Source organism: Helcobacillus massiliensis, from assembly GCF_014191425.1.
In the GTDB taxonomy this organism is placed as follows: Bacteria; Actinomycetota; Actinomycetes; order Actinomycetales; family Dermabacteraceae; genus Helcobacillus; species Helcobacillus massiliensis.
Genome location: NZ_JACHWP010000001.1, coordinates 198,153 through 221,750 on the forward strand (window position 1 = coordinate 198,153; position 23,598 = coordinate 221,750).

20 protein-coding genes and 1 pseudogene are annotated in these 23,598 nt (G+C 70.1%); 10 read left to right on the forward strand and 11 right to left on the reverse strand.

The genetic code is table 11. From position 1 onward, the window contains the following. Positions 1-33: 33 nt before the first annotated feature. A complete protein-coding gene (gene sdhA, locus FHX50_RS00905; protein ID WP_183373595.1) occupies positions 34-1,806 on the reverse strand; it encodes a succinate dehydrogenase flavoprotein subunit in 1,773 nt (590 codons plus the stop codon). A 59-nt stretch (positions 1,807-1,865) separates the two neighbouring features. Here sdhA and FHX50_RS12415 point away from each other — a divergent pair, with 59 nt between their 5' ends. Next, complete coding sequence (locus FHX50_RS12415; RefSeq protein ID WP_375544815.1) at positions 1,866-1,976, forward strand: DUF1580 domain-containing protein; 111 nt, start codon at positions 1,866-1,868, stop codon at positions 1,974-1,976. On the opposite strand, the pseudogene FHX50_RS00910 reads toward FHX50_RS12415, so the two are convergent. Both FHX50_RS00910 and sdhC read right to left on the reverse strand, forming a co-directional pair. Then, positions 1,943-2,308: pseudogene (locus tag FHX50_RS00910) on the reverse strand (succinate dehydrogenase hydrophobic membrane anchor subunit); the annotation flags it as partial. The gene FHX50_RS12415 and the pseudogene FHX50_RS00910 overlap by 34 nt on opposite strands. Positions 2,309-2,310: 2 nt before the next feature. Further along, positions 2,311-2,688, reverse strand: a complete 378-nt coding sequence (gene sdhC / locus FHX50_RS00915) for a succinate dehydrogenase, cytochrome b556 subunit (RefSeq protein WP_183373597.1) — start codon at positions 2,686-2,688, stop codon at positions 2,311-2,313. Between the two features lie 179 nt (positions 2,689-2,867). Between sdhC and FHX50_RS00920 the strand changes: the two genes are divergently transcribed. From FHX50_RS00920 to FHX50_RS00955, 8 genes are all read left to right on the forward strand, one after another. Continuing rightward, positions 2,868-4,061, forward strand: coding sequence for a mannose-1-phosphate guanylyltransferase (locus FHX50_RS00920; RefSeq protein WP_183373598.1), 1,194 nt, complete (start codon positions 2,868-2,870; stop codon positions 4,059-4,061). Positions 4,062-4,108: 47 nt separating this feature from the next. Continuing rightward, the gene (locus FHX50_RS00925; protein ID WP_239376013.1) at positions 4,109-5,374 is read left to right on the forward strand and encodes an amidohydrolase; all 1,266 of its coding nucleotides are present in this window, start codon (positions 4,109-4,111) and stop codon (positions 5,372-5,374) included. 131 nt (positions 5,375-5,505) lie between these two features. Next, positions 5,506-6,603 carry a BMP family lipoprotein gene (locus FHX50_RS00930; protein WP_183373600.1) on the forward strand — a complete coding sequence of 366 codons (1,098 nt, stop codon included), beginning with the start codon at positions 5,506-5,508 and terminating at the stop codon, positions 6,601-6,603. Between the two features lie 92 nt (positions 6,604-6,695). Next, positions 6,696-8,267 carry an ABC transporter ATP-binding protein gene (locus FHX50_RS00935; protein WP_183373601.1) on the forward strand — a complete coding sequence of 524 codons (1,572 nt, stop codon included), beginning with the start codon at positions 6,696-6,698 and terminating at the stop codon, positions 8,265-8,267. Beyond that, a complete protein-coding gene (locus tag FHX50_RS00940) occupies positions 8,264-9,466 on the forward strand; it encodes an ABC transporter permease subunit (RefSeq protein WP_239376019.1) in 1,203 nt (400 codons plus the stop codon). Before FHX50_RS00935 ends, FHX50_RS00940 begins: the two co-directional genes overlap by 4 nt. Before the next feature lies 1 nt (position 9,467). After that, entirely contained in the window at positions 9,468-10,826 is a 1,359-nt protein-coding gene (locus FHX50_RS00945) for an ABC transporter permease (RefSeq protein WP_183373602.1), read from the forward strand. Positions 10,827-10,905: 79 nt separating this feature from the next. Beyond that, positions 10,906-11,418: a cytidine deaminase gene (locus FHX50_RS00950; protein WP_183373603.1), complete on the forward strand. Its 513-nt coding sequence runs from the start codon at positions 10,906-10,908 to the stop codon at positions 11,416-11,418. Then, complete coding sequence (locus tag FHX50_RS00955) at positions 11,415-12,704, forward strand: thymidine phosphorylase (RefSeq protein ID WP_183373604.1); 1,290 nt, start codon at positions 11,415-11,417, stop codon at positions 12,702-12,704. Before FHX50_RS00950 ends, FHX50_RS00955 begins: the two co-directional genes overlap by 4 nt. Positions 12,705-12,725: 21 nt before the next feature. Here the strand turns inward: FHX50_RS00955 and FHX50_RS11960 are convergent, their stop codons facing one another. Further along, complete coding sequence (locus FHX50_RS11960) at positions 12,726-13,823, reverse strand: NUDIX domain-containing protein (protein WP_183373605.1); 1,098 nt, start codon at positions 13,821-13,823, stop codon at positions 12,726-12,728. A 36-nt stretch (positions 13,824-13,859) separates the two neighbouring features. Here FHX50_RS11960 and deoC point away from each other — a divergent pair, with 36 nt between their 5' ends. After that, a complete protein-coding gene (deoC, locus tag FHX50_RS00965) occupies positions 13,860-14,621 on the forward strand; it encodes a deoxyribose-phosphate aldolase (protein WP_183373606.1) in 762 nt (253 codons plus the stop codon). On the opposite strand, the gene FHX50_RS00970 is transcribed toward deoC, so the two are convergent. The 7 genes from FHX50_RS00970 to FHX50_RS01000 form a co-directional block, all read right to left on the reverse strand. Continuing rightward, positions 14,615-16,345 (reverse strand): phospho-sugar mutase, encoded by a 1,731-nt coding sequence (locus FHX50_RS00970; protein WP_183373607.1) that lies wholly within the window; start codon positions 16,343-16,345, stop codon positions 14,615-14,617. The genes deoC and FHX50_RS00970 overlap by 7 nt on opposite strands. Then, positions 16,342-17,196, reverse strand: coding sequence for a purine-nucleoside phosphorylase (locus tag FHX50_RS00975; protein WP_183373608.1), 855 nt, complete (start codon positions 17,194-17,196; stop codon positions 16,342-16,344). Before FHX50_RS00975 ends, FHX50_RS00970 begins: the two co-directional genes overlap by 4 nt. Before the next feature lie 61 nt (positions 17,197-17,257). After that, positions 17,258-19,036, reverse strand: a complete 1,779-nt coding sequence (locus FHX50_RS00980) for an acetyl/propionyl/methylcrotonyl-CoA carboxylase subunit alpha (protein ID WP_183373609.1) — start codon at positions 19,034-19,036, stop codon at positions 17,258-17,260. Between the two features lie 173 nt (positions 19,037-19,209). Beyond that, positions 19,210-19,911 (reverse strand): Maf family protein, encoded by a 702-nt coding sequence (locus tag FHX50_RS00985; RefSeq protein WP_183373610.1) that lies wholly within the window; start codon positions 19,909-19,911, stop codon positions 19,210-19,212. Next, positions 19,908-21,632 carry a DUF885 domain-containing protein gene (locus FHX50_RS00990; RefSeq protein WP_183373611.1) on the reverse strand — a complete coding sequence of 575 codons (1,725 nt, stop codon included), beginning with the start codon at positions 21,630-21,632 and terminating at the stop codon, positions 19,908-19,910. The genes FHX50_RS00985 and FHX50_RS00990 overlap by 4 nt, the downstream gene beginning before the upstream one ends. Before the next feature lie 26 nt (positions 21,633-21,658). Continuing rightward, complete coding sequence (locus tag FHX50_RS00995) at positions 21,659-21,949, reverse strand: hypothetical protein (RefSeq protein ID WP_183373612.1); 291 nt, start codon at positions 21,947-21,949, stop codon at positions 21,659-21,661. Then, entirely contained in the window at positions 21,946-23,556 is a 1,611-nt protein-coding gene (locus FHX50_RS01000) for a carboxyl transferase domain-containing protein (protein ID WP_183373613.1), read from the reverse strand. The genes FHX50_RS00995 and FHX50_RS01000 overlap by 4 nt, the downstream gene beginning before the upstream one ends. Positions 23,557-23,598 lie beyond the last annotated feature (42 nt).

Genomic DNA, 23,598 nt, shown 5'->3' on the forward strand with positions numbered 1-23,598 from the left:
CGGATGCGGTGGTGTCGGCAGCAGCGGAAGACATCAGAACGTGCGCTCCTTCGGCTCGTAACGGGTGATGACGACGTCCTTCTTGCCCAGGCGGATGTCGGTGCCCTCCTCACCGGTGCCGTCCGCGGTGCGGTAGGCCATGGTGTGGTGCAGGAAGTTGACGTCATCGCGCTTCTGGTAGTCCTCACGGAAGTGACCACCGCGGGACTCCTTGCGCTCCAGGGCGCCCAGGGCGACGACCTCGGCGAGGTCGAGCAGGAAGCCGAGCTCCACACCCTCGAGCAGGTCGAGGTTGTAGCGGGTGCCCTTGTCGTCCACGGACACGGCGGCGTAGCGCTCCTTGAGCTTCTTGATCTCGGCGAGCGCGTGACGGCAGGTCTCGTCGGTGCGGTACACCTGCACGTGGGCGTCCATGACCTCCTGGAGGTCGCGGCGGATCGCCGCGATGCGATCCGGGTTCGCCGGGCGGTTCTTCAGCTCCTCGAGCAGCTGGACGGTCGGCGCCTCAGCGTTCTCGGCGACCTCCGCGAAGTCCACCTCGTGGGCGTGCTCGGCGGCGTAGATGCCGGCGCGGCGGCCGAACACGTTGATGTCCAGCAGCGAGTTCGTGCCGAGTCGGTTCGCCCCGTGCACGGACACGCACGCCACCTCGCCGGCGGCGTACAGGCCCGGCACCACGTCCTTCTCGTTGCGCAGCACCTCACCGCGGATGTTGGTGGGGATGCCGCCCATCGCGTAGTGGGCGGTGGGGAACACGGGGATCGGCTCCGTGTACGGCTCCACGTTCAGGTAGGTGCGGGCGAACTCGGTGATGTCCGGCAGCTTCGCGTCGATGTGCGCGGGCTCCAGGTGGGTGAGGTCCAGCAGCACGTAGTCGCGGTTCGGGCCGCAGCCGCGGCCCTCGCGCACCTCGTTCGCCATGGCGCGGGCCACCACGTCACGCGGGGCGAGGTCCTTCAGCGTGGGGGCGTAGCGCTCCATGAAGCGCTCGTTCTCGCTGTTGCGAAGGATGCCGCCCTCGCCGCGGGCGGCTTCGGACAGCAGGATGCCGAGGCCGGCGAGACCGGTCGGGTGGAACTGGAAGAACTCCATGTCCTCCAGCGGCAGGCCGCGCCGCAGCACCATCGCGGGGCCGTCACCGGTGAGGGTGTGGGCGTTGGAGGTGGTCTTGAACATCTTGCCGAAGCCGCCGGAGGCGAAGACGACGGACTTCGCCTGGAACACGTGGATCTCGCCGGTGGCGAGCTCGTACGCCACCACGCCGGCGGCGCGGACGTCCTCGTCGGTGCGGGGGTCGCCGGACAGCAGCACGTCCAGAACGTAGAACTCGTTGTAGAACGAGACCTCCTGCTTGACGCAGTTCTGGTAGAGGGTCTGCAGGATCATGTGGCCCGTGCGGTCCGCTGCGTAGCAGGAGCGGCGCACCGGCGCCTCACCGTGCTCGCGGGTGTGGCCGCCGAAGCGGCGCTGGTCGATGCGGCCCTCCGGGGTGCGGTTGAACGGGAGGCCCATCTTCTCGAGGTCGAGGACGGCGTCGATCGCCTCCTTCGCCATCACCTCAGCGGCGTCCTGGTCCACCAGGTAGTCGCCGCCCTTGACCGTGTCGTAGGTGTGCCACTCCCAGTTGTCCTCTTCGACGTTCGCCAGGGCGGCGCACATGCCGCCCTGGGCCGCGCCCGTGTGGGAGCGGGTGGGGTACAGCTTGGTCAGCACAGCGGTGCGGGCGCGCGTGGAGGACTCCAGCGCAGCGCGCATGCCGGCGCCGCCGGCGCCGACGATCACCACGTCGTACTTGTGGGTCTGCATGAATACGGTTCTTTCCTCGCGTTGAGTGGGGGAGTGCTCAGGCCTGGCAGTACTTCGCCATGGTCTGGGAGTCGACGCCCGGCAGGCACGGGTCGAAAGTGAAGATGACCAGGGTGCCGAGCAGGATGATGACGACGGTGACGGCGGCCAGCAGGTACTTCAGGCCCTGACGCAGGCGCGGGCGCTCCACGTAGTCGCTGATGATGGTGCGCACGCCGTTGGCGCCGTGGATCATGCCGAGCCACAGCATCAGCAGGTCCCAGACCTGCCAGAACGGGTTGGCCCACTTGCCGGCCACGAAGCCGAAGTCGATCGCTTTGACGCCTTCGCCTAGCCACAGGTTCACGAACAGGTGGCCGATGACCAGGAAGACGAGGACGAGGCCGGACAGGCGCATGAACAGCCATGACATCATCTCGAAGTTCGGGCCGGACCGGCCGGTGCGGCGGTAGCGCGAACGCGAGTAGCGGGTGCTCGGCTGGGGGATGGAAGTCGAGGTCATGATCAGCCTCCGAACATGTGCATGAGGTGGCGGGGGATGAAGGCGAGCATCATCAGTGCCCAGACGATGACCACGCCCCAGAACAGTGCGCGCTGCTTCGCCGGTCCCTTGGACCAGAAGTCGACTGCGATGATGCGCAGGCCGTTGAGCGCATGGAACAGGACGGCGCCGACCAGGCCCATCTCGCCGAGGCCGAAGACCACCGTCTTGTAGTGGCCGATGACCACGTTGTAGGCCTCAGGGGAGACGGTCACCAGTGCCGTATCGAGCACATGGACGATGAGGAACAGGAACAGAAGCATGCCGGAGATGCGATGGGCAACCCAGGACCACATGCCTTCGCGTCCGCGGTACAGCGTCCCGGACTTGGCATTCGCCACGGGGACCTCCATTGGTTCGTGAGGGGTTTTGGCTTTATCACACTAGCACTGGAGAACACAGGGCGAACGCCCAACGCCCGCTGGACATCGAGGCGTGTCGACTGTCCTGTCCGGGCGAGCGAACACCGCTCACCGACTCTTCGGTCGGTCACCTGGTTGCGGCTCGGTACTGTGGGGGCATGTGCGCAAGCTCCGTCTTCATCCCGATCGTCCCCGCCGGCGGGTCCGGCACCCGTCTGTGGCCCCTGTCCCGCCGCAGCGAACCGAAGTTCCTGCTGGACCTGACCGGCACGGGCTCGTCCCTGCTGCAGCAGACCCTTCGCCGCCTCGAGCCCATTGCGGACCACCCACCGATCATCGTCACCGGTGCTGTTCACCGCGACGCCGTCACCACCCAGGCCCAAGCCGTGGCCGCGGGAGCGGACCGCCACGCCCGCATCCTCGCCGAACCGAGCCCGAAGAACTCCATGCCGGCGATCGCCTGGGCCGCTGCGGTCGCCGAACGCATCGATGAGAACGCCGTCATCGGCTCCTTCGCCGCCGACCACCTGATCCACGACGTCGACGGCTTCACCGCGACCATCCGCGCCGCCCACCGCGCCGCCGAACTCGGCCACCTCGTCACCATCGGCATCGAACCGACCTACCCGGCCACGGGCTTCGGGTACATCCAGGAGGCCGACGGAACCCCCGAACAGCTCGGGGCTGCGGGCGCGCGCGCGGTTGCCCGCTTCGTGGAGAAGCCGGACGCCGAGACCGCCCAGTCCTTCCTCGCCGCCGGGGGCTTCACCTGGAACGCCGGCATGTTCGTTGCCCGCGCCTCCCTGATCCTGCACTGGCTGGACCGGCTGCTGCCGCAGGTGGCGGACGCTGCGCGGCAGCTGGCCCGCCTGGGCCAGGAGCACGTCGGCCCCGAGGAGATCGACCGGATCTGGCAGGGGATGACCTCCATCGCGATCGACCACGCGCTCGCGGAGCCGCTCGCCGCGGAGGGAGCGGTGGCGATGGTGCCGGCCCGATTCGACTGGGACGACGTCGGCGACTTCCACGCGCTCAGCCGTCAGCTGCGCAGCGCCCGGCCGGCCGCCCAGCAGGGGCACGACGACGCCACGCCGGCCGGCTCAGCCGTACAGCAGGGGAGCGGGGGAGCCGGCAGTGACGTGGTCGCGCTCGGGGACGCCCCCGTCATCGCCGACGCCTCCCGCGCCAGCATCTACTCCCGCACCGGCCGCCCCGTCGCCGTCGTCGGCCTGGAGGACATCACCGTGGTCGACACCGAGGACGTCCTCCTCGTCCTCGCCGACGACCACGCGCAGAGCCTCTCCGGCCTCGTCGCGAACCTCCAGGAGCATGGGCAGGGACATCTGCGCTGACCACCGGGAGCACGAACACGACCGACATGAACGGAAAGGGGCAAGGGGTGACACCGTCGCCGACGCCTGAGAACGAGCAGAACCGCACCGCCGGACCCGAGGCTGCCCGCCACCAAGCCGTCGTCGGAGAGGGCGGCATCATCGACCGCATCATCGACTCCCGCATCGACGACCTCATCGCGGTGCGCCGACGCCTCCACGCCGACCCCGAGCTCAGCCACCAGGAGTTCCGGACCACCGCCCTGATCGCCGCCGAGCTGCGCGACCTCGGCCTCGAACCCAGCCTCACCAAGCAGACCGGCCTGTTCTGCGACATCCGCGGCACCGATGACTCCCTGCGCCCCGTCGCGCTGCGCGCCGACATGGACGCCCTCGGCATCCCCGATCTGAAGAAGGTGGAGTACCGCTCCCGCAACGACGGCGTCTCCCACGCCTGCGGGCACGACGTCCACATGACCTGCGTCCTCGGCGCCGCCATGGCGCTGCGCGCCGTCCAGGCCGCGGGTCGCCTGAAGCGGACGGTGCGGCTCGTGTTCCAGCCGTCCGAGGAGAGCCCCACCCCGCCGGGCGCGCTGCAGATGGTGAAGCAGGGCGTGGTGGACGGCATCGATTCCATCTACGCCCTCCACTGCGACCCCAGCTTCGACGTGGGCCGCATCGGCATGCGCACCGGCCCCATCACCTCCGCCGCCGACCCGATCTCCATCGAACTGCGCGGCGCCGGCGGCCACACCTCCCGGCCCCACAACACCCAGGACCTCATCTGCGCCATGGGGCTGGTCGCCACCCAGCTGCCGGCGATGCTGACCCGGCGCCTCGACCCCCGCAGCGGCGTCAACCTCACCTGGGGCTCCATCCACGCCGGCAGCACCTTCAACGCGATCCCCTCCTCGGGGCAGATGCAGGGCACGCTGCGCTGCCTGGACCGCGACGCCTGGGACAGCGCCTCCACCCTCCTGGAAGAACTGCTCGTCATGCTGGTGCGGCCCCTCGGGGTGGAAGCGAGCGTGCACCACACCCGCGGCATCCCGCCGGTCACCAACGACGCCCGCTGCGTGCGCCTCATGGAGCGAACCGCCGCCGGTCAGTTCGGTCCGGAGAGCGTGGAGGCGGCGCCGCAGTCCCTCGGGGGTGAGGACTTCGCCTGGTACCTCGGGAAGGTGCCCGGGGCGCTGGGCCGCCTCGGCACCCGCACTCCCGGAGGCCGCACCTACGACCTCCACATGGGGGACCTCGTGATCGACGAGCGCGCCATCCGCTGCGGCGCCGGGTTCCTCGCGGCCCTGTGCGTGCAGCGCGACCAGAAGCGCTGACCGGGGTCGCCGCCGCGGTGGGACCTCTGGGTTCTGCAAACCCTCTGCGGCGGGGTAGGTTAACGGCAGCGCCTGGCATCGGAGCCCGGCCCCGACCCCTGACCCGACCCCCGTGTCGTTGGAGGATCCCCATGAAGTCAACGGCAGCCCGCGCAGCGGCTATCCTCGGAGCCGGAGCGCTCCTTCTCAGCGCCTGTGGCGCACCACCCGAAGAGCAGAAGGGCGCCGGTGGCGACAGCAGCGCCCCCAAGGACTACAAGGCCTGCATGGTCTCCGACCAGGGCGGCTTCGACGACAAGTCCTTCAACGAGTCCGGCCACGACGGCCTCGTCGCCATCAAGGACCAGACCGGTGCGGAGATCCAGACCGCCGAGTCCTCCTCCCCGGCTGACTTCCAGCCGAACCTGCAGAACATGCTCAACCAGGGCTGCACCCTGACCTACACGGTCGGCTTCCTCCTGGCCGGCTCCACCGCCACCGCGGCGAAGGCCAACCCCGATGCGCACTACGCCATCATCGACTCCCCGGCCCTCGACTCCGACGGCAACCCGATCGAAGTCGAAAACGTCAAGCCGATCCTCTTCGACACCGCCCAGGCCTCCTACCTGGCCGGCTACCTCGCCGCCGGCATGTCAGAGACCGGCGTGGTCGCCACCTACGGCGGTATGAAGATCCCCTCGGTCACCATCTTCATGGACGGCTTCGTGGACGGCGTCGCCAAGTACAACGAGGTCCACGGCACCGACGTCAAGGTGCTCGGCTGGAACAAGGACAAGCAGGACGGCTCCTTCTCCGGCGACTTCGAGGATCAGACCAAGGGCAAGACCCTGACCGAAGGCTTCATCAGCCAGAAGGCCGACATCATCATGCCGGTCGCGGGCCCCGTCGGCGCCGGCACCCTCGCCGCCGCGAAGGAGCACGACGGCACCAAGGTGATCTGGGTGGACGCCGACGGCGTCAAGACGAACCCGGACTCCAAGGAGGTCATCCTCACCTCCGTGATGAAGGGCATCGCCCCCGCTGTTGAGGACGTCGCCGCTGCCGACATGGCCGGCAAGTTCTCCAACGAGCCGTACGTGGGCACCCTGGAGAACGAGGGCGTGTCGCTGGCCCCCTTCTACGACTTCGACTCCAAGGTCCCCGCGGACCTGAAGAAGGAGATCGACTCGCTGAAGCAGGACATCATCGACGGCAAGGTCACGGTCGACTCCCCGTCCTCCCCGAAGTGATCCCCTGATCATCACCATCACCGGCCGACGGGTTCTTCGGGACCCGTCGGCCTTCTGACCGCCGACGACGGCCGCGCAAGGAGCAGGAGACCGTGAAACTCGAACTGCAGGGCATCACGAAGCGTTTCGGTTCGTTCACCGCCAACGACAGCATCGACCTGGTGGTCGAACCCGGGGAGATCCACTCCCTGCTCGGCGAGAACGGCGCCGGAAAATCCACCCTGATGAACGTTCTGTACGGGCTGTACCAGCCCGACGGCGGCCGCATCCTGCTCGACGGGAAGCCCGTCAGCTTCAGCGGCCCCGGCGACGCCATGGCCGCCGGCATCGGCATGGTCCACCAGCACTTCATGCTGGTGCCCGTGTTCACCGTCGCGGAGAACGTCGCACTGGGCCACGAACCCACGAAGGGCCCCATGCTGGACATGGCGACCGCCCGCGCGAAGGTGCGGGAGATCTCCGAACGGTTCGGCTTCGACATCAACCCCGACTCCGTGGTCGAGGACCTCCCCGTCGGTGCGCAGCAGCGTGTGGAGATCATCAAAGCGCTGTCCCGCCGCGCCGAAGTCCTCGTGCTCGATGAGCCCACCGCGGTGCTCACCCCGCAGGAGACCGACGAGCTCATGCAGATCATGAAGCAGCTGCGGGACGAGGGCACCTCCATCGTGTTCATCACCCACAAGCTGCGCGAAGTGCGCGCCGTCGCCGACCGCATCACCGTGATCCGCCGCGGCAGGATCGTCGGCACCGCCGACCCGTCCGCGGAGCAGTCCGAACTGGCGAACCTGATGGTGGGCCGCAGCGTCGCCCTCCAGTTCGACAAGGAGGAGGCGCCGACGGGGGAGACCGCCGTCAGCGTGCGCGACCTCACCGTGGTGGACGACGCCGGGCTGCGCACCGTCGACAACGTCTCCTTCGACGTCCGCGAAGGGGAGATCCTCGGCATCGCCGGAGTGCAGGGCAACGGCCAGACCGAGCTCACCGAAGCGATCATGGGCCTGCAGAAGAACGTGTGGGGCTCCATCCGCCTCGGCAGCACCGAACTGGTGGGCCGCTCCACCAAGCAGGTGCTGGACGCCGGGGTCGGGTTCGTCCCCGAGGACCGCACGCACGACGCCCTCATCAGCTCCTTCAGCGTCGCCGAGAACCTCGTGCTCGACCAGCACAACCGCCGCCCCTTCGGCTCCGCCCTCTCCCTGCGGCTGCCGCGCATCCGCAAGCACGCCCAGGAGCAGGTCGAGGAGTTCGACATCCGCACCTCCGGCACGGACTCACCCGTCGGCTCCCTGTCCGGCGGCAACCAGCAGAAGGTCGTGATGTCGCGCGCGCTCAGCCGCGACCTCTCCCTGTTCATCGCCGCCCAGCCCACCCGCGGCGTGGACGTCGGCTCCATCGAGTTCCTGCACCGCCGCATCATCGCGGCCCGCAGCGAAGGAACCCCCGTCATCATCGTCTCCACGGAGCTCGACGAGATCAGCCAGCTGTCCGACCGCATCGCGGTCATGTACCGCGGCCGCATCCTCGGCATCGTGCCCGGAGACGAATCCCGCGAAGTGCTCGGCCTGATGATGGCCGGCTACACCGCTGAAGCGGCCCGCGCCGAAGTCGCCTCCGGCAGCACCCTCGCCAACGAAGAACTCGCCGCCGAAGGAGACATCGCGTGAGCGCCCCCACTGCTGAGAACGAGAACACCCCCACGCTCGCCGCCCGCATCGGGCGCAGCGAGATCCCCGTGGTGATCATGGCGTTCGTGTTCGCGTTCCTGATCAGCGCCGTGCTGATCCTCATCTCCAACGAGGACGTCCGCCAGTCCGCCACGTACCTGTTCGCCCGCCCCTCCGACTTCTTCCGCGCCTCGTGGGACGCCATCGTCTCCGCGTACGACGCGCTCTTCCGCGGCGCCGTGTACGACTACAGGGCGAGGACCTCCACCCAGGCGTGGAACCGCCTCATCGAAACCCTCACGGTCGCGACCCCGCTGATCATCGCCGCGCTCGGCATGGCGGTCGGCTTCCGCGCCGGCCTGTTCAACATCGGCGGCACCGGCCAGCTGATCGTCGGCTCCGCAGCCGCCGCCTGGGTGGGCTTCGGCCTGTCCCTGCCCCCGGTGATCCACCTGATCGCGGCGCTGGCCGCCGGCATCGCCGCCGGTGGGCTCTGGGGCGGCATCGCCGGCTTCCTCAAGGCCCGCTTCGACGCCAACGAAGTGATCACCACGATCATGCTGAACTGGATCGCGGTGAACCTGCTCGCCTGGCTCCTCACCACGGCCGCGTTCCGCGCACCCAACGTGCTCACCCCGCAGTCCCCGCAGGTGAAGGCCACCGCGATGCTGCCGCGCCTGCTCGGCGACCAGTTCCGCCTCCACCTCGGCTTCGTCATCATGCTGCTGGCGGCCCTGTTCCTGTGGTGGCTGATGTCCCGCTCCACCCTCGGCTTCCGCTTCCGCGCGGTCGGCGAGAACCCCCGCGCCGCACAGGTCGCCGGCATCAGCGTGGGCACCTCCAGCTTCCTCGTGATGCTGATCGCCGGTGGCCTCGTCGGCCTCGGCGGCGCCGTCAACGTGCTCGGCACCGAACATTCCCTCAACGACGGCATCGCCGGCAGCATCGGCTTCGACGCCATCACCGTGGCCCTGCTGGGCCGCTCCGGACCCGTCGGCATCATCCTGGCCGGCATCCTGTTCGCCGGGCTGTCCACCGGCGGCCGCTACATGGAGGGCCAGGGCGTGCCCATCGACCTCGTCGCCGTCATCCAGGCGCTCGTGGTGCTGTTCATCGCGGCCCCGCCGCTGGTGCGCCGCATGTCCGGCCTGAACCTGCTGACCCGTCCCCGCCGCACCGCGGCCGCCAAGGAGGCCTGAGATGAACTCGACCGCAGTCAGCCGCGCCCCCATCACCACCGGGGACTCCGAGGTCCGCCTCACCGAAGCCAAGGGCCGCCTGCCCGGCTGGTGGAAGATGCCGGCCGCCCTCACCTTCTTCGCCCTGGTGTCCCTGCTGGTGTTCGGCATCGGCGGAGTCCGCGGCCAGGACTCCCACTTCACCATCGCGCACGACTCCATGTTCACCTCCATGGGCATCCCCACGGAGATCACGGTGCCGTCGGTGCCCACCGCGATCGTGCTGTCGATGGTGCTGCTGGCCCTCGCCGGCTTCGCCTGGTTCATGCAGGCCACCAACCGCACCTGGCCGCGCTTCGCGAAGCCCGCGCTGCAGGTCGGCTTCGGTGTGCTGTTCGCCGTCGCGTTCCTCGTGTGGACCGTCGCAGCCCAGTCCCTGAACATCGAGTTCCTGCTGAAGGCCACCCTCGGACTCGCCGTGCCGCTGGTGTTCGGCGCCCTGTCCGGTGTGCTGTCCGAACGCGCCGGCGTCATCAACATCGCGATCGAGGGCCAGCTGCTGTTCGGTGCCTTCGGCGCCGCCGTGGTCGGCTCCATGACGGGCAGCCCCTGGATCGGCATGCTCGCCGCCCCGCTCGTCGCGCTCGTGATGGGTGCACTGCTGGCACTGTTCGCAGTCGGATACCACGTGCAGCAGATCATCGTCGGCGTGGTGCTGAACGTGCTGGCGGTCGGCCTGACCAGCTTCTTCTACGGGGCGGTGCTGAAGCCGCAGGCCGAGCGGTACAACGTGCCGCTGCGCCTGCCCGAGCTGCGGATCCCCGTGCTGGCGGACATCCCCCTGATCGGCCCGATGCTGTTCAGCCAGAACATCCTCGTGTACCTCATGTGGGTCATCGTCGCAGTCTGCACCGTCGCCCTTTTCCGCACCCGGTGGGGGCTGCGGGTCCGCAGCGTCGGTGAGCATCCGCAGGCGGCGGACACCGTCGGCATCAACGTGGCCCGCACCCGCTGGTCGAACGTGCTGCTCGGCTCCGCGATCGCCGGTCTCGGCGGTGCCACTCTCACGGTCGGCACCAATGTGGCGTTCACGCAGGAGATCTCCGCCGGCAAGGGATACATTGCGCTCGCGGCGATGATCCTGGGCCGCTACCACCCGGTGGGCGCGGCGATGGCGGCGCTGTTCTTCGCGTTCGCGACCGCCCTGCAGCAGAACCTCGGCATCCTCTCCTCCTCGCCGCTGCCGGCGGGCGTGGAGAAGTTCACGGTGCCCTCGGAGTTCCTGAACATGCTCCCGTACATCGTGACGCTGCTGGCCGTGGCCGGCTTCGTGGGCCGCGTGCGCGTCCCCGCCGCCGACGGCAAGCCCTACATCAAGTGACCGCCACCCGGTCATCGTGACCGCTCGAGCGGGCGCCGGCACCCTCAGCGCCCGCACCGCTGCCGAACGGAGTCAACGCATGGACACCCCCACCCCGGCGGGACCGACGGAACCGACGGAGACGACAGGGCCGACGGCGCAGACCGCAGGGTTCGACGCCCTGCTGGATTCCGCTTGCGACGTCGCTCAGCGCGCCTACGCCCCCTACTCGGGCTTCAGGGTGGGCGCGGCGGGGCTCGCCGACGACGGGCGCACCGTCACCGGATGCAACGTGGAGAACGCCGGCTACGGCGTGACGCTCTGCGCGGAATGCGGACTGGTCTCCGAGCTCATCGCCGGTGGCGGCGGGAAGCTGGAGAAGTTCGTGTGCGTCAACGGCGATGGGGCGGTCATCATGCCGTGCGGCCGCTGCCGCCAGCTGCTCGCCGAGCATGCGTCGCCGCAGTTCCGGATCCTCACCCCGCTGGGGGAGCGCACCCTCGATGCGGTGCTGCCGCAGGCGTTCGGCCCCGCCGACCTCGACGACCCCGCCGCCGCCGACCCTGCTGGCCCCGCCGCCGCGGAGCGCCGCACCGAAGGAGACCCCTCATGACCGAACAGTTCGACGCCGTCGACATCATCCGCGCCAAGCGCTTCGGCGGAACCCTCACCCCCGAGCAGATCGCCTGGACCATCGACGCCTATGCCCGCGGCCACATGGCCGATTCGCAGATGGCGTCGCTGGCGATGGCGATCTGCCTGCAGGGGATGGACCGTGCTGAGATCGCCCACTGGACCCGCGCCATGATCGACTCGGGCGAGACCATGAGCTTCGAGGGCCTCGGCGCCCCCACCACGGACAAGCACTCCACCGGCGGCGTGGGCGACAAGATCACGCTGCCTCTCGCGCCCCTGGTCGCCAGCTTCGGCGCCGCCGTGCCGCAGCTGTCCGGCCGCGGCCTCGGCCACACCGGCGGCACACTCGACAAGCTCGAATCCATTCCCGGCTGGCGCGCCGACCTCACCAACGAGGAGTTCTTCGCTCAGCTGCGCGAGGTCGGTGCCGTGATCTGCGCCGCCGGTTCCGGGCTCGCCCCCGCCGACAAGCGCCTGTACGCGCTGCGGGACGTCACCGGCACCGTCGACTCGATCCCGCTGATCGCCTCCTCGATCATGTCGAAGAAGATCGCGGAGGGCACCGCCGCCCTCACCCTCGATGTGAAGACCGGTGCCGGTGCGTTCATGCGTGATGAGGCGGACGCGCGCGAGCTCGCCCGCACCATGGTGGACCTCGGCACGGACGCCGGCGTGCGGACCGTGGCGCTGCTGACGGACATGTCCGCCCCGCTCGGCCTCACCGCCGGCAACGCCATCGAGGTGGAGGAGAGCCTGGAGGTGCTGCAGGGCGGCGGCCCCGCCGACGTGGTGGAGCTGACCGTTGCGCTCGCCCGCGAGATGCTCGCCGCCGCCGGAAAGAGCGACGTCGATGTGGAGGCTGCGCTGCAGGACGGCCGCGCGATGGACACGTGGCGCGCCATGATCACCGCCCAGGGCGGGGACGTGGACGCCCCGCTGCCGCAGGCGGCGGAGTTCACCGATGTGGTGGCGGAGGCCGACGGGGTCATCACCGATATCGACTCGCTGAAGGTGGGGGTGGCGGCGTGGCGCCTCGGCGCGGGTCGCTCCACCCCGGGCGCCCCGGTGCAGCACGAGGCCGGTGTGCGGCTGATGCGCACCCTCGGTCAGCGGGTGACGAAGGGCGAGGTCATCGCCCGGATGCAGACGAACATGCCGGAGAAGTTCAGCCGCGCCGAGGAAGCGATTGCAGGCGCCTTCATGATCGATGCGGGGGCCGAGGAGTTCCCGCTGCCCAGCCGCATCCTCGACCGCATCGCCTGAGGGCGGGAACCGGCCGGCGAGTCAGCGCAGGCGCTCGCGCAGGGCAGGGAGGATGAACTCCCGCATCAGCGGGGCGATCGGGACGTCGTCCGACGGGTTCTCGATGTCGATCCAGCGGGCCTCTTCGAGCTCCGCGCGGATCGCCATGTCCGTAGGGTTGTGCACCTGCGGAGCGAGGAACACCGTCCCCTCCAGGGCATGCCCCGCTTCGTTGGCCGCCATGGTGCGGTGCGAGCCCAGTTCCACCAGCTGGTGCGGGGCGAGCGAGATGTTCAGTTCCTCCTTCACTTCCCGCACCGCTGCCTGCACAGCGGTCTCACCCGGCTCCGGTTTGCCGCCGGGCTGCATGAAGCGGTCCGTGCCCTTCTTGCGGACGCTGAAGAGGCGCCACTGACCGTTCGGCACACCGGGCCCCGGGGGAGTGAAGTGCGTGAAGCACACCGCGGACACGGTGATCACCGGCGGCTCGGCCACCTGCTCGGTCCGGCCCGCGCGCTCCGTCTGAGCGTCGGCGGCGGTCATCAGCGCCCGCACCCGGGTGAGCGCGTCCCGAAAGCCGAGGGGCCGCAGCCCCTTGCTCGCCCAGGTCGCCACATCGGTCTTCTGGGACCGGGCGAGGCCGACGGCGCGGCGCATGATCGTCGGCAGCGGTTTGCGGCGCTCCCGCACATCGCGCGCCACCCGCAGGCCCGTCACGAGGGCGGTGGGGCGGTCGAGGACGATCCCGTCGGCCAGCAGACCGAGCCTCTGCAGCGGCTCCACGAGTTCCGCGGCGAAGACGCCCTCGGCCAGCACGATCGGGAAGCCGGCGGCGCGGATGGTCTGCGTGCCGGTGCGGGCACTGCGGGGAATGGAGTAGGTGGGGATCCGGACCGAGTCCTCGTGGCAGAGCGCGATCAGTGCCTGGAGGGCGTCGTCGCCCTTCCAGGAGGCGGGGTGGTCCCAGTCCACGATGCCGAAGCGCTGCGGCAGGCCCGGCTCGTCGCCGTCTCGGTAGAAGTCGTCCAGCTGGACCAGGGGGATGCCGGCGAGGGCGCCGAGGCGGCCCTTGCCGCTGCCGGAGGGTCCCGCGAGCAGGACGATGCGGCGGACCGCGGCGGCTGGGGGCTCAGTGTTCACGATGCCCCAGTGTAGGCGCGTGCGAGAATGACGCGTATGAACGACAACGTGACAACCACCGCCCCTGACGCCTCCGCCCTCACGTCGAGCGAACTCGCCCAGCTGATCGACCACACCCTGCTGAAGCCCGAGTCCAGCCCGGCCGACGCCGCCGCCCTCGCCCGTGAAGCCGAACAGCTCGGCACCTACTCGATCTGCGTGTCCCCGTCGATGCTGCCGATCGACACCACCGTGCACGTGGCGACCGTGTGCGGCTTCCCGTCGGGCCAGCACGCCCCCGAGGTCAAGGCCGCCGAGGCGAAGCTCGCCGTCGACAACGGTGCTGACGAAGTCGACATGGTGATCAACGTGGGCCGGGCCGCCGCCGGCGATGCCGACTTCACCGAAGCGGAGATCCGCGCCGTCCGCGACGCGATCCCCGGCGCCGTCCTCAAGGTCATCATCGAATCGGCGGCGCTGAGCGATGAGCAGATCGTCGCCTCCTGCCGGGCCGCGAAGAACGCCGGCGCCGACTTCGTGAAGACCTCCACTGGGTTCCACCCCGCCGGCGGCGCCAGCGCCCACGCGGTGCGTCTGATGCGCGACACCGTCGGCGAGGACCTCGGTGTGAAGGCCTCCGGCGGGATCCGCACCCTCGCTGCGGCGCGCGAGATGATCGCCGCCGGCGCGAACCGTCTGGGCCTGTCCGGCTCCGCCGCCATCCTCGAGGAGGCGGCCGGCGGTCAGCAGGCCGGCGGCGCCGGCCTCGGTGGTGAGACCGAGAGCATCACCGAGGAGTCGCAGGCGAACGGCTACTGAACCCCGAGCACCTGGCGGATCTCGCCCGCCAGCGCCGTCAGCGTCCGCTGAGCGCGCTGGTGGGCGCCGGTGAGGTCCTCGAAGGAGGCATCGGGGGCGACGTCCTCCACAGCCTCCAGGTAGCACTTCAGCTTCGGCTCCGTCCCGGAGGGCCGCACGATGATGCGGGAGCGGTCCTCCGCGAGCAGCACCACGGCATCCGTCGGCGGCAGGCCCGCGGGTACACCGCCGCCCGCTTCGCCGGGGCCGGTGCCGCCGGCGAGGTCCGTCACCGTCACCGGGCAGCCGTTCAGCTGCGCGGGCGGATTCTGCCGCAGCCGCGCCATCATCGCTCCCAGCTCATCGAGATCCGTCACCCGCAGCGAGACCTGCGACGTGGCGAACAGCCCGCAGTGGCGGGCCAGGGCATCGAGCACACCGATCAGGGAGGACCCGTCGGCCTTCACCTCGGCGGCCAGCTCCGCGATGGCGAGCGCCGCTGAGATGCCGTCCTTGTCGCGCACCACGTCCGGCAGCACGCAGTAGCCGATCGCCTCTTCGTACCCGAAGGCGAGGTCCTCGGTGCGGGCGATCCACTTGAACCCGGTCAGGGTCTGCGCTGACTTCACCTCCGCGCCGTCGGCGATGGCGGCGAGCAGGCGGGAGGACACGATCGAGTTGGCGTACACGCTGCTCTCGGTGGTGCGGCGCAGCAGTGCGAAGCCGAGCAGGGCACCGAGCTCATCACCGGTCAGCATCCGCCAGTCGCCGAGCCGCGGGTCCGGGACCGCCACAGCGCACCGGTCAGCGTCCGGGTCGTTCGCGATCACGAGGTCGGCGCCCACGCGGCGCGCCTGCTCCAGCGCGAGGTCGATCGCGCCGGGCTCCTCCGGGTTCGGGAAATCCACGGTGGGGAAGTCCGGGTCGGGGTCCGCCTGCGCCCCCACGGCATGCACGGTCAGGAACCCGGCCTGGGACAGCGCGGTCATCACCGTGTCGTGGCCGACCCCGTGCATGGAGGTGTGCACGATGCTGACATCGCGGGGTCCGCCCGGGGTGAGGACCTGCTGGATCGCCTGCACGTACTCGCCCTGCACATCGCCGCCGAGCGTGGTCCAGCCGGATTCGGCGACAGGGATCGATGAGACGGATTCGACTGCGGCGATCTGCGCGGCGATCTCCGCATCGACCGGCGGCACGATCTGCACCCCGCGGCCCTCTGCGCTGGTGGCGCGGCCGCCGAGGTACACCTTGTAGCCGTTGTCCGCGGCGGGGTTGTGGGAGGCGGTGACCTGGATGCCGGCGTCCGCATCGAGCGCGCGGACCGCGTAGGCGGTGATGGGGGTGGGCCAGGCGGCGGGCATCAGCATCGTCTGGTGTCCGGCGGCGGTGAGAATGGCGGCGCTGCGGCGCGCGAACTCCTCGGAGTGGCAGCGGGCATCGAAGCCGATCACCACGCGGGCATCGCCGACCCTCTCGCGCAGCCATGCTCCGATGCCGGCGGCGGCGAGGGACACGACGGAGTCGTTCATGCGGTTCGGGCCGGGTCCCATGGCGCCGCGCAGGCCCGCGGTGCCGAACTGCAGCATCCCTGCGAACGCGTCCTGCAGCTTGGCAGCGGCGGCCGCGTCTCCGTTCTCGGCTGTGTCGATCAGGGACTCCAGGGATTCCCGGGTGGCGGGGTTGGGGTCGTCGGCGAGCCAGGTGCGGGCGCGCTCCAGCAGGGCGGGGTCGGGGGTGCTCATGCGGTGCGCTCCTCAGTGGTGGGGCCGGCTTCGGCGATGCCGACGGTGATCTTCGACAGCAGGTCCGCGAGCCGCGGTGCCGCGGCCCGGCCCGCCTCGATGACCTCCTGGTGGGACAGGGGCTCAGGGGAGATGCCGGCGGCGAGGTTCGTCACGAGCGACATGCCGAGCACCTCCATGCCGGCCTCTCGGGCCGCGATGGTCTCCAGCACCGTGGACATCCCCACGAGGTCAGCGCCGACCACCCCGGCCATGCGCACCTCGGCGGGCGTCTCGTAGGTGGGGCCGTGGAACTGCATGTACACGCCCTCCGGCAGGGACGGGTCGATGCGGTGAGCGAGGCTCCGCAGGCGCTGCGAGTACGCCTCGGTCTGGTCGAGGAACGTCGCTCCCACCAGCGGGGTGGCGCCGGAGAAGTTGATGTGGTCGCGGATCAGGACGGCGGTGCCGGGCCGCCAGTCGCGGTTGAGACCGCCGCAGCCGTTGGTGAGGATCGCGGTGCGGGCGCCGAGGGCGGCGGCGGTGCGCACGCCGTGCACCACGGCCGGCACGCCCCTGCCCTCGTACAGGTGGGTGCGGGCGCCGAGGACGAGGGCGATCGCGTCGGTGCCGGTGACGCGGATGGCGCGGAGCATCCCGGTGTGGCCGTCCACGGCGGGGCGGGAGAACCCGGGGATGGAGTGCGCAGGCGCGGACCACACTTCGTCACCGATGAGGTCGGCGGCACCGGACCAGCCGGATCCGAGGGTGAGGGACAGGTCGATGCGCTCCAAGCCGGAGGCGGAGCGGATGGCGGCTGCGGCCGCGTCGGCATCGCGGTACGGCTGGGCGGTGTCGTGCGTGTTCGTCATGCCCCGATCGTACCGGGGAGCAGCCGGGATCCGCCGGGGCCGACGGGCCCTCCGAGATCGATCAGTCGTCGAGTTCGCAGAGGACAGCGCCGGCGGAGACGGTCGCGCCGATCTCCGCGTCGAGGTTCTTCACCACGCCGCTGCGGTGGGCGAGGATCGGCTGCTCCATCTTCATCGCCTCGAGCACCACGAGCAGGTCGCCGTCGGCCACGGACTGTCCCTCTTCGGCGACCACCTTGACGATGGTGCCCTGCATGGGGGCGGTGACGGCGTTGCCGGAGGCGGCAGCCGGGCCGGTCTGGCCGCGCTGGGTGCGGCGGCGGCGCTGGGCCGACGGGGTCCGCGGCGCCCGCAGCGAAGCCGGGAGCGACACTTCGACGCGGCGGCCGTCGACCTCCACGACCACGTTCTCACGGCCCTCGTCCTCTTCGCCCGGCACGGGCAGGGGAGCGGGCGTGACCTCGCCGGTCCATTCGGTCTCGATCCAGCGGGTGTGGACGCGGAACGGCTCGTCGTCCTTCTGCGGGGCGAAGTCCGGATCGTCCACCACGAGGCGGTGGAACGGCATCACGGTGGGCAGACCGTCGATGCGGAACTCGTCCAGCGCGCGGCGGGAGCGCTCGAGCGCCTCCCGGCGGGTGGCGCCGGTGACGATGAGCTTGGCGAGCATGGAGTCGAAGTGGCCGGAGATCTCATCACCGGCGCGGACACCGGAGTCCACGCGGACGCCCGGGCCGCTGGGTGCTTCGAACACCTTGATGGGGCCGGGGGAGGGGAGGAATCCGCGGCCGGCGTCCTCACCGTTGATGCGGAACTCGAAGGAGTGGCCGCGGCTGACCGGGGTCTCTTCGCTGATCCTCTCACCAGCGGCGATGCGGAACTGCTCGCGCACCAGGTCCACGCCGGTGATCTCTTCGGTGACGGGGTGCTCCACCTGCAGGCGGGTGTTCACTTCGAGGAAGGAGATGGTGCCGTCCTTGCCCACGAGGAACTCGCAGGTGCCGGCGCCCACGTAGTCGGCTTCGCGCAGGATCGCGCGGGAGGCCTCCACCAGCTGGGTGTTCTGGTTGTCGGTGAGGAACGGTGCGGGCGCCTCCTCCACGAGCTTCTGGTGGCGGCGCTGAAGGGAGCAGTCACGGGTGGAGACGACCTGCACGTTGCCGTGGGAGTCCGCGAGGCACTGCGTCTCCACGTGGCGGGGGGAGTCGAGGAACCGCTCCACGAAGCATTCGCCGCGGCCGAACGCGGAGACCGCTTCACGGACGGCGGAGTCGTACAGTTCGCGCACTTCGGCGAGTTCGCGGGCGACCTTCAGGCCGCGGCCGCCGCCGCCGAACGCCGCTTTGATCGCAATGGGGAGGCCTTCGCGCTTCGCGAACTCGAGGACCTCATCGGACCCCTTGACGGGGTCCTTCGTGCCGGCGACGAGCGGGGCACCGGCGCGCTGGGCGATGTGGCGGGCGCTAACCTTGTCGCCGAGCTGTTCGATGGCGCGCGGCGGTGGGCCGATCCACACCATGCCGGCGTCCATCACGGCCTGCGCGAAGTCGGCCTGTTCGGAGAGGAATCCGTAGCCGGGGTGGATGGCGTCGGCGCCGGAGCGCTGGGCGATGTCCAGCAGCTTGTCCACCACGAGGTACGACTGGGCGGCGGTGGTGCCGCCCAGGGCGTACGCCTCGTCGGCCACCTTCGTGTGCAGGGCGCTGCGATCGCTGTCGGAGTAGACGGCGATCGAGCGCAGCCCGGCGTCACGGCAGGCCCGAGCGATCCGCACGGCGATTTCGCCGCGGTTGGCGATGAGGACCGTGGAGAACGGGCGGTAGGCGGAGGGACGGGACATTCGCGATTCCTTCGAAGAAACGGGTCAGTGGGCCGTGAACGGGGCACGGGCGGGGCCAGTCGGACAGCAAGCATATCCGGTGGGCCGCGCGCCGTGCGCCTTCAGGTTCATCGGTGAGCGGGCCCTGGTCAGGTGGGGAGACCCCCACCTGACCTGCGCACCTCAGTGACCTGTCAGCAACCTTCGGGGTCGGTCCACAGGTCGCTGACCAGAAGGTCCAGCTCCGCGAGCAGGCCACGCAGCGCCGGTATCGACAGACCGATCACCGCGGTGTGGTCACCGGTGATCGAGTCGATGAACGCGGACCCGCGGCCGTCGATGGTGAAGCCGCCGGCCACGCCGAGCGGCTCCCCGGTGGCGACGTACGCGTCGATCTCCTCATCGCTGAGGTCCGCGAACGAGACCTCGGTGGAGACGGTCGTGCCGATGGTGGCGCCGGTGCCGCCGTCCTCCGGGTCGCGGTCGTCGACGATCCAGTGGCCGGTGTGCAGCACCGCGGACTTCCCCCGCACCTGCCGCCAGCGCTCCACGGCGCGCCCGGCCTCCAGGGGTTTGCCCATGACCTCGCCGTCGAACTCCAGCATGGAGTCGCAGCCGAGGACCACATAGCCGCCGTCGGAGGCGTCCAGGCCCGCTTCGGCCTTCGCCCGCGCCAGCACGAGGACCTGCTCCGCGGCGGGGAGGTCCCCGTCGGCCGCCTCAACAGCGCGGGCGAGAACAGCGCCCTCGTCGAGGTCCACGGGGCGGGCACTGAACGCGATGCCGGCGCGGCTGAGCAGTTCATGGCGGCCGGCGGATGCGGAGGCGAGCAGCAGCAGCGGCTCGAACTCCTCGCCGCCGGCGGGGCCGACGGATTCGGGGCGTGCGGTGGTCATCGCATCTCCTTCACAGCGTCTTCGAGGATCGACAGCGGCAGCGCACCCAGCGCGAGGGTGCGGTCATGGAACTGGCGGGACGGCAGCGGCGACTCGGCGCGCAGACGTTCCCAGACCCGCTGGCCCACCTTGTAGGACGGCGCCTGGCCCGGCCAGCCGAGGTAGCGGTGCAGCTCGAACCGGCGGTGCTCCTCACCGAGGCCCCAGAACTCGGTCATGAACTCCCACGCCTTCTCGTAGGTCCACTCGCCGCCGCCGAACTCCTCCGGCACCGGGCGGCCGGTGTGGAGGCCGATGTCGAGGACCACGCGACCGGCGCGCATCCGCTGCTCGCTGAGCATGCCGAGCCGCTCCGCATCCTCCGCGAGGAAGCCGAGCTCATCCATCAGGCGCTCCGCGTACAGGGCCCAGCCCTCTCCGTAGCCGGAGATCCAGCACATGAGGGCACGCCACCGGTTGAGGCGGCCCAGTCCCGCCTGCATGGTCTGCGTGCCGAGCTGCAGGTGATGGCCCGGAACGCCCTCGTGGTAGACGGTCGTGGTCTCCTTCCACGTGTGGAAGGCGGTGACGCCCTCGGGCACGTCCCACCACATGCGGCCCGGGCGGGAGGTGAGGTCCTCGCTCGGCGGCGTGTAGTAGATGCCGCCGGAGCCGGTCGTGGCGATCATGCACTCCAGGGTGTGCAGCTGCTCGGGTATGTCGAAGTGCTCATCGGCGAGGGCGGCCACCGCCGCATCGGACTTCTCCTGCATCCACGCCTTCAGGTTGTCCGAGCCGTGCACCAGCCATGCCTCGTCCTCGTTGAGGCTGGCGTAGGCGGCGTCCACATCGTCGCCGCCACCGTTGCCGTAGTGCTCGTTGATGCGCGCGGCGATCTGCCGCTGCTCCTCGAGGATGCCGAGCAGCTCCCGCACACCCCACCGGTAGGTGTCCTCCAGGTCGATCTCGGCGCCGATGTAGGCGCGCGAGTGCAGGCGGTAGGCGTCCTCGCCGACCGCGTCGGCCTCGGGGGCCGACGGGTGCAGCTCATCGAGCACGTCCGCGAGCTGCGCGTATGCTCCGCGCGCCTGGTCGGCGGCGTCCCGCAGGCCCGCCGCCAGCTGCTCATCACTGCTGGGGGCCTGGGTGATGAGCTGCGCGAAGAACCCGTCGGCCGCCGCGAAGCCGCGGGCCTCCTCGGCGCCGATCCGCAGCTGGCGCTGAGCGGAGAGCACGCCCTTGTCGGCGGCGAAGCGCAGCGACTCGGCGAAGCCCTCCAGTGCGGCGGGGATCCTCGTGAGGCGCTCGCGGATCACGTCCCAGTTCTCGACTGCCTCAGCATCGGTGTCGCCGGTGGTGGGCATCTGATCGAACACGGCGCGCAGGCCCTGGATGGGGGAGGTGATGTTGTTGACCTGTGAGTGCGGGATCAGCTTCTCGTGCATCTCCAGGTCGAGACCGAGGCGTTCGCGCATCGCGGCGAGCGTGAGGCGGTCGTTCTGGGAGAGCTCTTCGCCGGCGTCGCGGGCAGCGGCTTCGGCGTCGTCGAGGTCGGCGAGGGTGGTGCGGGCGAGATCCGCTTCGGCATCGAGGCCGGCGGGGGAGAGGTCCGGCATGTCGCGGTCATGACCGGGCACGCCGAGGCCGCTCGCGAGCAGTGGGTTCAGGGCGGTGGCCTTCTCCACGTAGGAATCGGCGATGCGGTCGATGGCGGACGGGGTCGAGGGGATGGTGTGAGTCATGACACCGATCCTATCGGCGCACGTGCTCAGCGGTGGTTGAACCGCCAGGCCATCGGCCCGCGCTCACCGCGCAGAGCATGGCCCCCGCGCACCCGGTGCACCGGGGAGGACCAGCCCGTACCGCGGTCACCGGAGCGCGACTCCAGCTCCCGCTGGTGCGCTTCCTCGCGCGCCACCACGCTCAGCGCGGAGACAGCCACGGCGATCGCTGCGAGCTCATCGTTGGAGAGCTGACCGCTCACGAGCTTCACCGCGGTCGATGCCGCGGGCGACACCTCCACCTGCCCCTGCGGGGCGCCGGACTCGGGCGTGCTCACAGCGGAATGTTCCCGTGCTTCTTCGTCGGGAGCATGTCCCGCTTCGTGCGCAGCAGGCGCAGCGCATGCGCGATCTCGAGGCGGGAGTCCCGGGGCGCGATGACGCCGTCGATCCAGCCGCGCTCCGCCGCCAGGTACGGGGTCGCGAACCGCTCTTCGAACTCACCCTGCAGCTTCGCGCGCTCCGCCTCCACATCGCCGCCGTCCTCCGCCACGCTCTTGAGCGTGCGGCGGTGCAGGATGTTCACCGCACCCTGCGCACCCATCACAGCGATCTGCGCGGTCGGCCACGCCAGGTTGATATCGGCGCCCAGGTCCTTGGAGCCCATCACGATGTACGCACCGCCGTAGGCCTTGCGGGTGACCAGGGTGATCAGCGGAACCGTCGCTTCGGCGTAGGCGTACAGCAGCTTCGCGCCGCGGCGGATGATGCCGTTCCACTCCTGATCCGTGCCCGGCAGGAAGCCCGGGGTGTCCACGAACGTGAGCACCGGGATGTTGAAGGCGTCGCAGGTGCGGACGAACCGCGCGGCCTTCTCGGAGGCGTCGATGTCGAGGGTGCCGGCGAAGTGGGACGGCTGGTTCGCCACGATGCCCACGCTCTGGCCCTCCACGCGGCCGTAGCCGATGACCACGTTCTGCGCGTAGTTCGGCTGCACTTCGAGGAAGTCACCGTCGTCCAGCACGGTGCGGATCACGGTGAGCATGTCGTACGGCTGGTTCGGGGAATCCGGCACCAGCGAATCCAGCGCCTCGTCCTCCTGCGTGGTCTCCGTCGGCGTGTCCAGCGGGAACACCGGCGGATCGCTGAGGGTGTTCTGCGGCAGGAACGACAGGATGTCCTTGACGTACTCGATGGCGTCATCCTCATCGGGCGCCATGTAGTGCGCCACGCCGGATTTCGACGTGTGGGTGCGGGCCCCGCCGAGGTCCTCGAAGCCGACGTCCTCACCGGTGACGGTCTTGATGACGTCCGGGCCGGTGATGAACATGTGGCTGGTCTTCTCCACCATCACGATGAAGTCCGTCAGCGCCGGGGAGTACACGGCACCGCCCGCCGCGGGGCCCATGATCAGCGAGATCTGCGGGATCACACCGGAAGCGCGGGTGTTGTTGCGCATGATGCCGGCGAAGGCGGCCAGGGACGCCACCCCTTCCTGGATGCGAGCACCGCCGCCGTCGAGGATGCCGATCAGCGGTACTCCGGTGCGCAGAGCGAGGTCCTGCACCTTCATGATCTTGCGGCCGTGCGCCTCACCGAGGGACCCGCCGAACACGGTGAAGTCCTGGGAGTACACGCAGACCTGGCGGCCGTCGATGGTGCCGTAGCCGGTGACGATGCCGTCGCCGTCGGGGCGCTTGTTGTCCAGACCGAACGCGGTGGACTGGTGGCGGACGAATCGATCGGTCTCCACGAACGAACCGTCGTCCAGGAGGTCGGTGATGCGCTCGCGAGCGGTCTTCTTGCCGCGGGCGTGCTGCTTCTCCACGGCGGTCCGGCCGGCGGCGGTGACGGCGGTGTCGTACCGCTCCTGCAGATCCGCGATCCGCTCAGCCGTTGTGATGGCTCGGGGCTCCTGGGGATTCGTCGGAGACGCGTCGTTCACTCTCACTCCTTGGTGCGCGGCCGGAACTGCAAGGATCCTACG